Annotated in this window: 9 protein-coding genes; 1 reads left to right on the top strand and 8 read right to left on the bottom strand. The window is 76.0% G+C overall.

The window, feature by feature from the left end; all coding sequences use genetic code 11:
• Positions 1-123 precede the first annotated feature (123 nt).
• Positions 124-1,284 carry a helix-turn-helix domain-containing protein gene (locus AC1C2W_RS07025; RefSeq protein WP_495389440.1) on the top strand — a complete coding sequence of 387 codons (1,161 nt, stop codon included), beginning with the start codon at positions 124-126 and terminating at the stop codon, positions 1,282-1,284.
• On the opposite strand, the gene AC1C2W_RS07020 is transcribed toward AC1C2W_RS07025, so the two are convergent.
• From AC1C2W_RS07020 to AC1C2W_RS06985, 8 genes are all read right to left on the bottom strand, one after another.
• A complete protein-coding gene (locus AC1C2W_RS07020) occupies positions 1,269-4,988 on the bottom strand; it encodes a S8 family serine peptidase (protein ID WP_495412730.1) in 3,720 nt (1,239 codons plus the stop codon). The genes AC1C2W_RS07025 and AC1C2W_RS07020 overlap by 16 nt on opposite strands.
• 108 nt (positions 4,989-5,096) lie before the next feature.
• Positions 5,097-6,158: a DNA polymerase IV gene (locus AC1C2W_RS07015; RefSeq protein ID WP_495412729.1), complete on the bottom strand. Its 1,062-nt coding sequence runs from the start codon at positions 6,156-6,158 to the stop codon at positions 5,097-5,099.
• A gap of 58 nt (positions 6,159-6,216) precedes the next feature.
• Positions 6,217-7,113, bottom strand: coding sequence for an HpcH/HpaI aldolase/citrate lyase family protein (locus tag AC1C2W_RS07010; RefSeq protein ID WP_495412728.1), 897 nt, complete (start codon positions 7,111-7,113; stop codon positions 6,217-6,219).
• Positions 7,110-8,318 carry a CaiB/BaiF CoA transferase family protein gene (locus AC1C2W_RS07005; RefSeq protein WP_495389447.1) on the bottom strand — a complete coding sequence of 403 codons (1,209 nt, stop codon included), beginning with the start codon at positions 8,316-8,318 and terminating at the stop codon, positions 7,110-7,112. The genes AC1C2W_RS07010 and AC1C2W_RS07005 overlap by 4 nt, the downstream gene beginning before the upstream one ends.
• Positions 8,315-10,429, bottom strand: coding sequence for an SUMF1/EgtB/PvdO family nonheme iron enzyme (locus AC1C2W_RS07000; RefSeq protein WP_495412727.1), 2,115 nt, complete (start codon positions 10,427-10,429; stop codon positions 8,315-8,317). Before AC1C2W_RS07000 ends, AC1C2W_RS07005 begins: the two co-directional genes overlap by 4 nt.
• A 51-nt stretch (positions 10,430-10,480) precedes the next feature.
• Positions 10,481-11,428: a ribokinase gene (locus tag AC1C2W_RS06995; RefSeq protein WP_495389449.1), complete on the bottom strand. Its 948-nt coding sequence runs from the start codon at positions 11,426-11,428 to the stop codon at positions 10,481-10,483.
• Positions 11,425-12,897: an ADP-ribosylglycohydrolase family protein gene (locus AC1C2W_RS06990; protein WP_495389450.1), complete on the bottom strand. Its 1,473-nt coding sequence runs from the start codon at positions 12,895-12,897 to the stop codon at positions 11,425-11,427. The genes AC1C2W_RS06995 and AC1C2W_RS06990 overlap by 4 nt, the downstream gene beginning before the upstream one ends.
• Positions 12,894-14,198 (bottom strand): ADP-ribosylglycohydrolase family protein (locus AC1C2W_RS06985; RefSeq protein WP_495412726.1); only part of this gene is annotated, 1,305 nt, incomplete at its 5' end. The genes AC1C2W_RS06985 and AC1C2W_RS06990, both read right to left, overlap by 4 nt.

Below are 14,198 nucleotides of genomic sequence, written 5' to 3'. Positions count from 1 at the left end.
AGGATCGTGACGGCCGTCCGACAATCGCATCATGGGCGACCGGACGACCGACGGCGGGGGCGCGCCGACCGCGGCCGCCGCCTACATTGGGTCCCGACCTGACCGCGCACGGACCGGGGAACGATGCACCAGGCACGGACGACCGCCATCGGCGAGGGGCGCGCGGACGGCGACGACCCCGCCGCCGGGATCGCGTCGGCGCTCGCGGTGGCCGGTGTCGCGCCGGACGAGGAGCGGCTGTACCGGCTGCTCGTGACCGTCGGCACGTCGGACGTGCCCCACCTGGCCGAGGTGCTCGGGTCCCCGAGCGACGCCGTCGCGGAGGTCCTCGGCCGCCTCGTCGAGCACGGCCTCGCCGCGGCCCACGGCGAGCCGGCGCGGTACACCGCGACGGCCCCCGAGGTCGCCCTCGGCCCGCTGCTCCTGGACACCCAGGCGGCGCTGCACCAGGCCACGACGGCGATCGCCGAGCTCGCCGAGGAGCACCGCGCCAGCACCCGCCGGCGCCATGCGGACCGGCTGGTCGAGGTGGTCACCGGCCAGGCGGCGCTGCGGCAGGCGCTGCGCAGCCTGCAGCTCTCCACGCGCTCGGAGATCCTGTGGTTCTGCCGGGCGGGGCACGTGGCGATGCCCTCGACGGAGAACGACGAGGAGTTCGCCATGCTGGCCCGCGGCGTGCGGTACCGGGTGGTCTACGAGCAGGCGTTGCTCGAGGAGCCGGGCATGATCGACAGCCTCGTGCTCGGCGTCGAGGCGGGAGAAGAGGCGCGGGCGGCCCCGTCGCTCCCGGTCCGGCTGGCCGTGGCGGACGGCTCGGTCGCCCTGCTCCCGCTGGTCCCGGCGCGCGACGGGGTCACCGAGCCGACCGCCGCCCTGGTCCGCGACAGCGACCTGCTCACAGCCCTGATCGCCCTGTTCGAGAGCTACTGGGTGAGCGCCTCCCCGCTCCTGGTCGCCGGTGCCAGCAAGCGAGGCCGAGACGGCGACGGGGGCGGGGGCACGCTCGCCGCCCGGTCCCCCGCCGCTCCCCTGGCCACCGACGAGCGTCGGCTGCTGTCGCTGCTCGTCGCCGGCGTGAGCGACAAGGCGATCGCGACCCGGCTGGGGATGAGCACCCGCACCGTGCAGCGCCGGGTCAGCGACCTGATGGACCTGACCGGGGCGCAGACCCGGATGCAGTTCGCCTGGCAGGCCGCCCAGCGCGGGTGGCTGACCGACGACGGCTCCCCCGCGCGCCCAGCCGGCCAGCCGGCCGGCCACCCCGGCGGTCACGCGATGCCGTAAGCGCGCTCCACCGTCTGCCGCACCGTGTTGCCGTCGGCGTCACGCACCCGCACGTCCAGGGTCACCGGCCCGGTGCGCCTGCCCTGCACCACGCGGGCGTCGAACGTGCGCCCGTCGCGGGACCGCGACACGTCCAGCCGCTCCCAGGTCGCCCCGTCGTCGAACGAGACCCGCGCCTCGAGCGCTGCCACGCGCGGCGCTCGGCCCGACAGCCCGGGGTGCTCCACCCGGAACGCCACGTCGTGGAACGGCCGGCGCGTGTCCACGAGGTTGTCGAGGCCGACGGGCACGTCGTAGTCGACGCGCATCATCGGCAGCCCGGCCGACCGGCCCTCGGCGGGACGCCGCGAGCCGAAGGTCCACACCGACTCGGTCGTGGTGGCGAAGGCCCAGTCCGACCCCACGCGCCGGGTCGTCAGCTCGACCTGGTACTTCGCCGTGTGCTTGCTCGCCCGGAAGGTGCCCCAGACGGGGCCCTCGCCGATGACCTCGCCGTCCTCGAGCACCCGCCCTGTGACCTCGGGCGCCGCAGCCCGGGCGGACGTCTCCCCGGCACCCTGGACGAACTCGGGCACCTCGATCGTCAGCTCGTCGCCCGTGCGGGACGCCTCGCGGACGGCCGGCCGCTGCACGCCGCCGTACCAGTCGTAGGTGACCTTCTCGCCGGGGTCGTACGTGCGCAGCTCGTGCGACGCGCCGCCGCTGATCGGGTTCAGCTCGTCCCATGTGTCCTGGTGCAGCACGTGCTGGCGCCAGAGGGTGTCGCCGGCCGACACGTACTCGGTGCGCGCCTGCGGTGTCCGCAGCTCGTGCTGGGACTCGACGATCGTGGACCGCTGCCACGGCCGCCACGCGAACCGCTGCTCCTTGGACCACTCGGTGCCGCCCATCTCGTGGTACCTCGCGGTGATCATCGCGGTGTTCGCCCGCGACACCTCGTGCACGACGTGCTCGGGGACCCGGCCCGCCGACACCTGGACGACGTCGTACCGGTACGCGGACTGCTGGTCCCCGCTCACCTTCAGCCGGGTCCGCCCCCGCTCCAGTCGGTCCGCGAGCTGCCGCACCTCCTCGGGTGCCAGGACCGCGACCGGGACCGGCAGCCGCTCGCCGCGGCCCGTGAACTTCACCCACCACGACAGCCCCTCCGCCGGCGCGATCAGCACCATCGCGGCGCTCGCGTCCGCCGCGGCCGCGGCGGCGGCCCGCTCCTGCCCCTTGCTGTCCAGGTGCACGACGACGACCGCCCCGGCGACGTCCCGCCCGGCGTAGTCCTCGGCGAGCCCGCGCCCGACGTCGACGACCGGGAGGGCGCCGCGCAGGTCCGCCTGCGGCGAGTACCGCTCGTACTTCGGCCACAGGTCCAGGCCGCGCCCGTGGCCGTGGCTGCCGGGCTCCCGCACCCGGAGCATGGGGGCCGAGAGCTGCCAGCGGGACGTGAACTCGAAGTAGCCGCCGTCCGCCCGCGCGGTGGGCGTGACGTTGATCTTCGAGGTCCCGTCGAACTTCATCGTCGAGTTCGACATGGTCCGGGTCCCGGTGTCGCGGTACGTCGTGAACCCGAGCGTGCCGCGCGGCTCGGCCGGCCGCGGCGTGTCGATCTGCACGCGGTTCGCGTCGCGGGCGTCCAGCACGAGCTCCCTGTCCCCGGTGATCTCCAGGTCCGGGTCGACGATCACCGACGACTCCCCCTGCCCGTCGTTCACCATCGCGTGCAGGAAGTACGAGCCCTCGCCCACCTGCACCTGACGCGTCTCGCCGGGCTTGTCGAAGGTGAGGACGTCGAACCGCGGATCGTCGCCCAGCAGGACCACGGGGCTCGCCATGGCCTCCTCGCCCGCCCGGTTGACGCCCCGGACGGTCACCGTGTGGATCGGCGGGTCCTTGACGACGCCGACGGTGGTGTGCACCACGGTGTCGCCGGCGGTGGCGGTCAGCCAGCCGGTGTGCTGCCCCACGGGCAACGCCCCGACGTCGGCCGCGACCTCCGTGGTGGCGCTGCCCCCGGCCGGGACGGTCACCGAGTCCGCGCCGACGTCGACCGCGCCACCCGTCGGGTCCCCGTGCCCGTCGGTGAGGTCCAGCCGCAGGGACAGCTCGACGTCGGCGTCGCCCGTGTTGGTCCAGGTGACCTCCGCGGTGGCGGGGGCCGTGTCGCCGTCGGTGAAGCTCCCGAGGTGCACGCTGCCCGTGCCGGACACGGTCTGCGTGAACGCCCGGGCGACGTCGACGCGCCCGCCGCCCTGCTCGTACGCGGTGTCGCCGCCCTTGACGGACGTGCTGACCAGGGCGTCCTTCAGCCGCGGCCCGGACCAGTCCGGGTGCGCCGCCGCGAGGAGCGCGGCAGCGCCGGCCACGTGCGGCGCGGCCATGGAGGTGCCGCTGGCGGCCGTGTAGAGGTCGTCGACCGGCGAGCCCAGGGACGTCCCGGCCGCGCGCGCGGCGACGATCCCGACGCCGGGGGCGGTGAGGTCCGGCTTGACGGCCAGGTCGCCGAGCCGCGGACCACGGCTGGAGAAGTCGGCGAGAACGTCGTCCCGGTCCACCGCCCCGACGGTCAGCGCCGAGTCCGCGGCGCCCGGGGCGCCGATCGTCCCGTCGCCCGGTCCCTCGTTGCCGGCGGCGACGACGAACAGCACGTCGTCGGCCGCGGACAGCTCGTCGACCGCCTGGCTCAGGGGGTCCGTGCCGTCGGTCGCACCGCCGCCCAGGCTCAGGTTGACGACGTCCGCCCCCGCGCCGGCGGCCCACTCCATGCCGGCGATGATGTCGGACTCGTAGCCCGAGCCCTCGTCCGACAGGACCTTGCCCGAGAGGATCTCGGCGCCGGGCGCCACGCCGGCGCGGCGGCCGTCGGAGCCGGCACCCGTCCCGGCGACGGTCGACGCCACGTGCGTGCCGTGCCCGTGCCCGTCGTGCGCGGTCGGGGTCGGGGAGAAGTTCTCCTGCGCCGCGACCTTGCCCGCCAGGTCCGGGTGGTCCGCGTCGACGCCGGTGTCCAGCACCGCCACCGTCGCCCCGCTGCCGTCGACGCCGGCGTCCCACACGGTGGGGGCGCCGATCTGGGCGGTGCTCTCGTCCAGGTCGGCCTGCACCTGACCGTCGAGCCACAGCTTCTCCACGCCCCGGGAGAGCGTCGTCGCCCCCTCGGCGGCGCCCGCCGCCCGGGAGCCCGCGGCGCCCGTGAGCGACTCCCAGAACCGTTCGGCGTCGTCCTTGTCGACGGCGAGCGCCTGCGCGTCGATGCTCTCCAGCCGCTCCTCCTTCGCGGCCGCGGCGAAGGGCTCGGCCGCGGCCGCCCGCGCGCCGTCCGCGAAGGTGGCGATCACCGGCAGCCTGTCGGTGGAGGCGTCGTCGTACCCCTGGGAGATCAGCGCGTCGACGCCGAACAGCTCGCGGTCCAGCAGGTCCTCGGCCACGTAGGGCACGACGTCGAGCGGCAGCACGTAGAGCTCGCCGTCGATCTCCAGCTGGTGGACGTCGATCGCCTCGCGCCCCTCGCCCGGGTCGATCGTCACCGCGCGGCGGCCGTCGACCTCGTCCAGCCGGACCGTGTCGCCGGTCAGCAGCGTGACGGACGCCGACCCCGACGCCGGCGCCTCCGGGGCCGGGCTGGCGCCCGGCTCGTCCGCGGCGGCCAGGCCGTCAAAGGAGGCGGTGGCCACGGCGGCCGCCGTGAGACCTGCGAGCAGTGAACGACGCATCCTGGTGCTCCTCTTCCCCGGGCAAGGGCTCCGACGAGCCCGCCTCCGAGGATGTGTCACCCGGCGTGCGGTGTCACCGGGTCGGCCGTGTCGCAGATCGTCATGTCGTCATCGCGACACCTCGAGCCCCGGGTCCGGCATGACCATCTCGGCGCGGACGCCGAGCAGCCGCACCTCGCGGCCGGGCTCCATCCCGGCCGCGAGGCCGAGTACGGCGGCGGTCAGCTTCTCGAGCGACCGCGTGGGCGCCGGCAGCTTCCGCGAGAGCGTCCGGGTGAAGAACGGCGCGTAACGCACCTTGAGGCCCACCCGCACGACCGCCCGGCCCTCGGCCTCCGTGTCGGCGTGCACCTGCGCGGCGAGCTCCCGCAGCGCCGCGGCCACCTGCTCCGGCGTCGCGAGGTTCTGCTGGAACGTGGTCTCGCGACCGTGCCCGCGCGCCACCCAGGGCGTGTCGTCGACGACGGCGGAGCCGCGCCCGCGCCCCAGCTCGCCGTACCAGACGCCCATGCGCGGCCCGAACTCGCCGACCAGGACCGCGTCGTCCGCGGCGGCGAGCTGCGCCACCGTGTCGATGCCGTGCGCAGCCAGGCGCCCCGACACCTTGGATCCCACGCCCCACAGGTCGATGGCGGGCCGTGCGCCCATCACCGCGAACCAGTTGTCCGCGGTGAGCCGGAAGACGCCCGCCGGCTTGCCGAACCCGGTCGCGATCTTGGCGCGGACCTTGTTATCGCCGATGCCCACCGAGCAGTGCAGCGCGGTGGCGTCGAGCACGGCCCGCTGCGCACGGCGGGCGAACGCCTCCGGGTCGTCGGCGTCGGTGCCCAGGAACGCCTCGTCCCAGCCGAGGACCTCCACCACCGTGCCGAGCCCGCGGAGCGCATCCAGCACCTGCGCGGAGGCCGCGTCGTACACCTCGCGGTCCACCGGGAGGATGACCGCGTCCGGCACCTTGCGGGCCGCGATGCGCAGCGGCATCCCCGACCCGACGCCGTACGCCCGCGCCTCGTACGAGGCCGTGGAGACCACGGCGCGTTCGGTCGGGTCGCCGCGCCCGCCGACGATCACCGGCCTCCCGGCGAGCTCCGGGCGCCGCAGGACCTCGACCGCGGCCAGGAACTGGTCGAGGTCGACGTGCAGCACCCAGCGGAAGGCGCGCGGACCCATGCGTCGAGTCTGCGGTACTCCGGGACGTCAGGCGATGCTCACCGACGGCCGGGGCCCGTCACGGCTCCCGAAGCGCCGCGCGCTGCGCGAGCGCGAGGGTCCAGCGCGCGCGCTCCACCATCGCGACGTCGAGGAACGTGCCGTCGGCCAGGACGACGGTGCCGGACCCGGCGGCCGCGGCGTCGGCCACGGCGCGCACGACATCGCGCGCCCGGACGACCTCGTCCGCGGTGGGTGCGAAGGCCTGGCGGATGGTGTCGAGCTGGGTCGGGTGGATGGCGGTGCGGCCGCAGAAGCCGAGCGCGCGGCCGGCGCGGCACGACGCGGCCAGGCCGTCGAGGTCGCGCACCCGGGTGTACGCGGACATCGCGGGGGCCGGCAGCCCGGCGGCGCGCGCCGCCACGACCACCCGGGCGCGCGCCCAGGTCAGGCCGGCATCGTCGTCCACGCGCAGGTCGGAGCGCAGGTCTGCCTCGCCCAGGCCGATCGACGCGACCTGCGGCGACGCGGACGCGAGCTCGAACGCCCGCTCCACGCCCAGCGCGGTCTCGAGCAGCAGGTGCAGGCGGCGGCCTGGCAGCGCGGCGGCGAGCGCCCGCACCTCGGCCGGCGTCTCCACCTTGGGCGCCCGCGCCGCGACCTCGCCGGGCAGGGCCGCCACGGCGGCCACGTCGTCGGCGTGCCAGGGCGTGCCCGCGTGGTTGATCCGCACCTGCACCTGGGGATGGTCGGCCAAGTCCGACGGCTCGCCGCCCAGCAACCCCGCGAGGTTCCCGCGCGCGGTGCCCTTCGCCGCGGGGGCGACGGCGTCCTCCAGGTCGACGAGCACGGCGTCCGCGCCGGAGGCCAGCGCCTTCGCGACGCGGTCGGGACGGTCGGCAGGCACGTACAGGAGGGTGAGCGGCTGCGCGGCCGGGGCGTCGTGCCCGGGGCTCGCCGCCGTGCCCGGCGTCATACCGCCCCCTCGTCCCGCAGCGCCGCGACGCGCTCGGGCGCGAAGCCGAGCTCCCCGAGCACGGCGTCCGTGTCCGCGCCGTGGGGCCGGCCGGTGTGGCGGATGACGCCGTCGTTGCCGGACAGCCGGAACAGCGGACCCTGCATGAGCACGGGGCCGAGCTCCGGGTCGTCGATCTCGTGGATCGTCCCGAGGGCGCGGAACTGCGGGTCGTCCACGATGTCGTGCGCGTCGTAGATCGGCGCCACCGCGGCCTGCGCCTCCTCGAACGCCGCGACCACCTCGTCCCGCGTGCGCGCGGCGATCCAGCCGCCCACCGCCGCGTCGAGCTCGTCGGCGTGCTGCGCCCGGTCGACGCCGCGAGCGAACCACGGCTCGTCGATCAGCTCGGGGCGGCCCACGAGGCGCATCACCCGCTCGGCGATCGACTGCGCCGACGTGGAGACCGCGACCCACTGCCCGTCGCTGGTGCGGTAGGTGTTGCGGGGCGCGTTGTTGGCCGACCGGTTGCCGGTGCGCGGCTGCACCGTGCCCAGCTGGTCCCAGCGGGTGATCTGCGGCCCGAGCATCGCGAGGATCGGCTCCACGATGGCGGTGTCGACCACCTGCCCGCGGCCCGTGGCCTCCCGCGTGGACAGGGCGACCATGATCGCGAACGCCGTCGCCAGGGAAGCCACGCCGTCCGCCAGGCCGAAGGGCGGGAGCGTGGGCGCGCCGTCAGGTTCGCCGGTCATCGCGGCGAACCCACTCATCGCCTCCGCGAGGGTGCCGAAGCCGGGGCGCGTGCGGTACGGCCCGAGCTGCCCGAAACCGCTGACCCGCGCCAGCACGAGCCGCGGGTTGCGGGCCGACAGCTCGTCGTAGCCGAGCCCCCACCGCTCGAGCGTGCCCGGCCGGAAGTTCTCGATGACGACGTCCGAGCGCTCCGCCAGCGCGAGGAAGACCTCCCGGCCGCCCGCGCTTCCGAGGTTCGCCGTGATCGTGCGCTTGTTGCGCCCGAGCGTCTTCCACCAGAGGTTGACGCCGTCCTTCGCCGCGCCGTGCGTGCGCGACGGGTCGGGCTTGGTCGGGTGCTCCACCTTGACGACGTCGGCGCCCATGTCGCCGAGGTGCATGGCCGCCATCGGGCCGGCGAACAGGGTGGACGCGTCGACGACGCGGAGGCCGGCGAGCGCGCCGGAGCCGGGGTCGCGCGAGACGGTCATCGGGTCACCTCCGTCGTGTCCGTCACGGGCAGCGCGTCCGGCAGGTCCCACGCGCACCGGAACCCGACCGTCGCGCCGCGTGCCAGGCCGAGGCCGGGCAGCAGCAGCTTCACCGCGTAGTCGGGCGCGTGCCGGCCGCCCTCGACGTACCAGTCCGAGCCCTCGGCGCGGTAGTCGCTGCCTCCCTTGAGCATGACGTACCGCGTGCGGCCGTCGCTGTGCTCGCTGTCCGTCCAGGCCCACACGGCGGGCGTGCCGCGGCGGAACGCCGGCTGCCCGGGTCGCCCCTCGCCCGCGAGCTGCCACTCGTCCTCGGTGGGCAGCCGCCCGCCGCGCCAGGCGCAGTACGCCCGCGCGTCGTCGAGGTCGACGAACGTCACCGGCTCGTCCTCGGTGCCCGGCACCGGGCGGCCGTCCGCCCAGTGCGCCAGGAAGCGGTGCCCCACGGCCGGCGCGTAGCCGGTGGCGTCGAGGAACTCGGCGAACTGCACGTTCGTCACGTCCGTGGCGGCGACGGCGACCGGCGCCGCAAGCTCCCCGTCGCGCTGCAGCGTGCGGGCGTCGTGCAGGCGCGGGGGCAGCGGCTTCCACTCGTCGACGTACGGCGCGCCCTGGTACATGCCGGTCTCCCGGGCGCGGTGGCGCACCGTGAGCACGTACGGGCCGGCGGGCACGACGACGGCGTCGCGGTCGGGCAGGACGTCGGGACCCGCGTCGGGCGCGAGGCCCGCTCGCTGGTTGAGCCTGTCGAAACCGAGACCTCGCTGGTTCGGGGCGTCCGCGCGGAGCCGGCGGGCGAGGCGGTGCGGGAAGCGGGCGTCCGGGTCGTGGCGCAGCGCGCCGCCCTCGTGGCCTTCCTTGTGACCGCCGTCGAGGCCACCGTCGAGGACGTCGACGACGGCGCGCAGCCCGGCCGCCCACGGCGGCGCGCCGGCGCCGGTGTGCAGCAGCGCCGCGATGCCCCGGGCGGGGACGGTGACGCGCTCGTCGCCGACCGCGAGCACGGGCCCGGCATAGTCCTCGTCGCCGCGGTTGACCAGCGTCCACAGCGCGACGCCGTCGGCCTCCCACCGCGACGCGTACACCCCGGCGGCCTCGGCCTCGGGGGCGAGCTCCGCGAGCGGGGTCCAGTCGCCGTCGAGCAGCAGCTCGCGCGCCGCGCGCTGCACGGTCACCATGCGCCGCACGGTCGCGGCGTCGCGTGCCGACCAGCCGACCCACACCCCGAACACGACCTCCCACACCATCACGCCCACGCCGTTGAGCCACGCGGACTGCAGCTCCTCGGTGTGGTCGCGGTGCCAGCGCCGCACGTGGTGCTGCATGTGCCGCCGCTCGTACCAGTGCGCCCGCAGCACGCCGGGCACGGGCGAGTCGGCGAAGAACTGGGCCCAGGACGAGGAGTGGTCCTCGATGCGCTCGACGGGCAGCTTCGACTCGCCCTCGAGCACGATGCCGGGCCGGGCGGCCTCCAGCCGTGCCACGAGCTCGGGCTCCGCCTTCTTCAGGGTGTCGAGGAAGACGCCGTCCGCGCCGAGGTCACGCACCAGCGCGGCCAGCTCGGTGAGGTCGTCCTCGCCGCGGCGGGTGCCCGTGTCCCAGGGGTTGTAGTCGACGAAGACGTGCAGGCCGGCGTCGTGGAACGTCGCCACGAGGTCGACGATGCCGGGCACGTCGCGGTAGAAGTCCCACTGGTTGCGGTCGTCGATGCCGATCACCGGGTAGGCGTGCCAGAGCACGACGGCGTCGAGGCCGGCGAACCGCTCGCGCGCGTCGGCGAGGAAGACCTCCGGGGTGAACCGGTGCTCGGCGAACGAGTACAGCAGCTCGTCCCACAGCCACACCTGCGCCACCGTGCGGCAGCCCGCGGCCCACCCGGCCCCGGGCCGGTCGTAGGCGGCGCCGGTGTAGCCGTGCCGCTCTCGGGCGTCCGCGCGCCAGGTCGCGAGGCGCTCGCGCCACGCCGGGCGGTCGGCCGGGTCCTGCGGACCGACGAAGATCTTCGCCTCGTCGAGCGACGTGCTCTGCTCGGGGGCCAGCGGGCCGTCGAGAGGCACCGTCGTGGGCAGGTCGATCGGGCGCGGGACGAGCGGGTCGAACGTGTACGTCATGGCTGCTCTCTACGGCTGTCGGAGGGGGCGGGCGCGCTCAGGCGGACCGGCTCAGGCGGTCCCCGAGGCCGCGAGCGCGGCGACCTCCGAGGCGGCGGGCACGGCGTCCTGCGCCCCCGGCCGGGTCACCGCGAGCGCGCCGGCGGCGGCGGCGAGGCGCGCGGCGTCGGGCAAGGTCTCCCCACGAGCGAGGGCCGCGGCGAGCACGCCGCAGTAGGTGTCGCCCGCGCCGGTGGTGTCGACGGCCTCGACCGTGTGGGCCGGCACGCGCACGACCGGCTCACCGCGGCGCGCCACCAGGCTTCCGTCGCCGCCGAGCGTGACGACCACCGCCGGCACGCGCGCCAGCAGCGCGGCCGCGAGCGCCTCGGCGTCCGAGGCCGTCTCGGCGTGACCGGAAGGGTCGGCAGATCCGGCAGGGTCGGCGAGGTCGGCCGCCTCGTGCTCGTTGACCACGAGCACGTCGACGGCGTCCCACACGTCGTCGGGCAGCGGGCGCGACGGCGCCGCGTTGAGCACCAGCAGCGCGCCCGGGCGGCGCGCCGCGGCCGCGGCCAGGACGACGTCGAGCGGGATCTCCAGCTGCGCCAGCACGACGTCCGCCGCGGCGATCCGCCGCGCCTGCGGCTCCTGGATCGCCAGGTGCGAGTTCGCGCCGGGCGCGACGACGATCGCGTTCTCGCCGTCCGGCGACACCGTGATGAGCGCCGTGCCGGTGGCGACGTCGACCCGCCAGACCAGGTCGGTGTGCACGCCGGCCCGCCGGAGCGACGCAAACAGAAGGTCCGCCGACTCGTCGCGGCCCACCGCACCCACGAACGACGTCTCGGCTCCCCCGGCCCGCGACGCGCCGGCGGCCTGGTTGGCCCCCTTACCGCCCGGGCTGCGGCGGAGGTCCCCGCCCAGGATCGTCTCGCCGCCGGCCGGGTGCCGCGGCACGTCGACGACCAGGTCCACGTTGGCCGAACCGACCACGACCACGCGCCCGTCCGCGCTCACGCCATCTCCCCTTCGTTCGTCGACTCGTTCGTCGACTCGTTCGTCGACTCGTTCGTCGTGCCCGCTGAACTGCCTGCCGATGTGCCCGTCATGTCGCCAGCCTGCTGCGCCGGGGCGCGGCGCGCGAGCGCCGCCGTCCGCGCGGCGAGATCGGCGATGCTCCGCTCGCCGCCGGGCAGCGACGTGGCGATCCGCCCGTCGAGGGGCGCCGACCACCGCTCGCCGATCCCGTCCGCGCCGCGCAGGGCGCCGACGACGCCGCCGACCGTGGCGGCCGCGGAGTCGGTGTCCCAGCCGGCGGTCACGGCGATCGGCACGCTGGCGCCGAAGTCGCCGCGCCCCGCCGCGAGCGCGTAGGCGATCACGGCGGCGTTGTGCAGCACGTGCACCCAGTGCAGGTCGCCGTAGGCGGCATGCAGCCGGTCGAGGTCGGCGCGCACGGCGGGCTCGCTGCCGTCGGACGCCGCGCCCAGCCCGCGGCCGAGCCGCACGGCGTCCGCGAGGCGGCTGCCCGGCGGCACTACCGCGTCACCGGCGTCGAGCACCTCGTCCACGCCGTCACACACGACGGCCGCCGACGCCAGCGCCGCGGCCCACATGGCCCCGTACACGCCGTTGCGGGTGTGGCTGAGGCGGGCGTCGGTCCACGCGAGCCGTGCGGACTCGCGCACGTCGCCGGGGCTGACCCAGCCGAGCAGGTCGGTGCGGATGAGGGCGCCGATCCACTCGCGGAACGGGTTGTGGTGCGTGGCCGTCCCGGGCACGGGGCGCGCGTCGAGGATGTTGCGGTACGCCGCCCGCTCGGCCGTGAACGACCGCCCGGCGGGCATCAGGTCGAGCCACAGCTGGGCGACGTCGTCCGTGGTGAAGTCCCGGCCGCGCGCCTCGAGCAGCTCGAGGGCGAGGATCGGGTAGTTGAGGTCGTCGTCCTCCGGCATCCCGTGGATGTTCTCCTCGAGGGAGGTCGGGGCGGAGCGACGGTTCCAAGGCCAGCGGGCGGCGACGTCGTCGGGCAGCCCGACGGCGGTGAACCAGCGGTCCAGCGGCCAGCGACCCGTGGCGCGCAGGATCTCCTCGATCCCGGCGCGCGGGATCTTCTCCACGGGCTTGCCGAGCAGGCAGCCCGCGGCGCGGCCGGTCCAGGCGCCGAGCACCCGGGCGTCGAGGTCGGACCCCGGGCGCGGCAGCCGCGGGGCGGCGGGGAGGAGGCCGGCGATCGCGTCCCAGTCGTCCGGCTCCTGCGGCGCCGCGGCGGCGGGCCGGGCGTCGAGCTCGTCCAGCAGCTCCCGGGCCAGCGCGCGCAGCGCGGGCGTGGCGGGCACCGGACCGGCGCCGCTCACCGCGGGCGCCGGGTCTCCCCCGGCGGCCACCCAGCGCTCGCGGACGTCGGCCGTCTCCTTGCCCTCGGCGGCGGACTGCACGAGCTCGTGGGCGAGCAGGTCCTCCGGCTGGGCCCAGGTGAGCCTCACGCGGGCTCCCCGACGGCGTCGCGCCCGGGAGCGTCAGACCCGGCCGGCGCGGCAGCGTCGAGCGCATCCATGCCGGCCAGGCGGGCGCGCGCCCGCTCGGCGTCGGCGCGCACGATGTCCGCCGCGGCGGAAGCCATGAGCCGCCCCGTCTCGCGGACGTCCGTGCGGCTCGCCTCCTCGATCTCGTCCAGCCACTCGGCGGGGACCACGCCGCTGCCGCCGAGCCCGGCGGCGACCGCGCCCGCCATGACGGCGATCGAGTCGGCGTCGCGCCCGTAGTTCACGGCCGCGAGCACGGCGCCCCGGAAGTCGCCGCGGTGCCCGAGCAGCAGGCCGAGCGCCGCCGGCAGCTCCTCGATCGACTTCGTCCGCGAAGGGCGGCGCGCGTCCATCGACATCTGCCGGTAGGCCGGGCCGACGGAGTCGAACGGGGCCACCGTCTCGCGCACCAGCCGCCCGAGCTCCCGCTCCTCGGAGTCGGTGGTGGGCGCCGTGGTCCACCCCTCGAACGCCTCGACCATCGCGTGCAGGGCGTCCGCCGTGCCGTCGTGCGCGACGTCCAGCGCCGCGTGCACGACGTCGTCGAGCGTGGCGCCGGGCGCCACCGAGGCCGCGACCATGGCGGCGAAGACGCCCGCCGCCTCGCGGCCGTAGCTCGACTGGTGGGCCCCGGTGAAGTCGATCGCCTCGGCGTACGCGCCGCGCGGGTCGCCGGGGTTCGCGAGGCCGACGGGCGCGACGTACATCGCGGCCCCGCAGTTGACGACGTTCCCGACGCCCGCCTCGCGCGGGTCGACGTGCCCGTAGTGCAGCCGCGCGACCATCCACTTCTCGGCGAGGAACACGCGCTGCAGCAGCAGCGCCGTCGACTCGAGCTCGGGGATCCAGCGCGGCTCCCCGATCATCAGGGGCACCAGGTCCTCGGCGACGGCGTACGCGTCCAGGTGGTCGCGGCGCTTGGCGTAGACCTCCACGACGGCCCGGGTCATGAGGGTGTCGTCGGTGATGTGCCCGTCGCCCTTGTGGTACGGGGCGATGGGGCGCGCGTCGCGCCAGTTCGGGTACCAGGGGCCCACGATCCCGGTCACCCGGCCGCCGTGGCGCTCCTCGATCTGCTCCGGGGTCCAGCCCTCGACGGCTCCGCCGAGCGCGTCGCCCACCGCAGCGCCGCTGATCACGGCCATCGATCGGTCGTCCAGCCAGGTCACGGTCACTCCCTCGTCGTTCTGCGGGGCGCGTGTCTCGCGCCCCCGGTCCGCCCGCCGCGGCGGGCTGTCGTGGGGGGGGCGGTGTGCCGCCCG

Source organism: Isoptericola sp. Y581 (assembly GCF_059445475.1).
The sequence above is the reverse complement of the archived record's forward strand: the minus strand, read 5'-3'. Positions and strand labels throughout refer to the sequence as shown.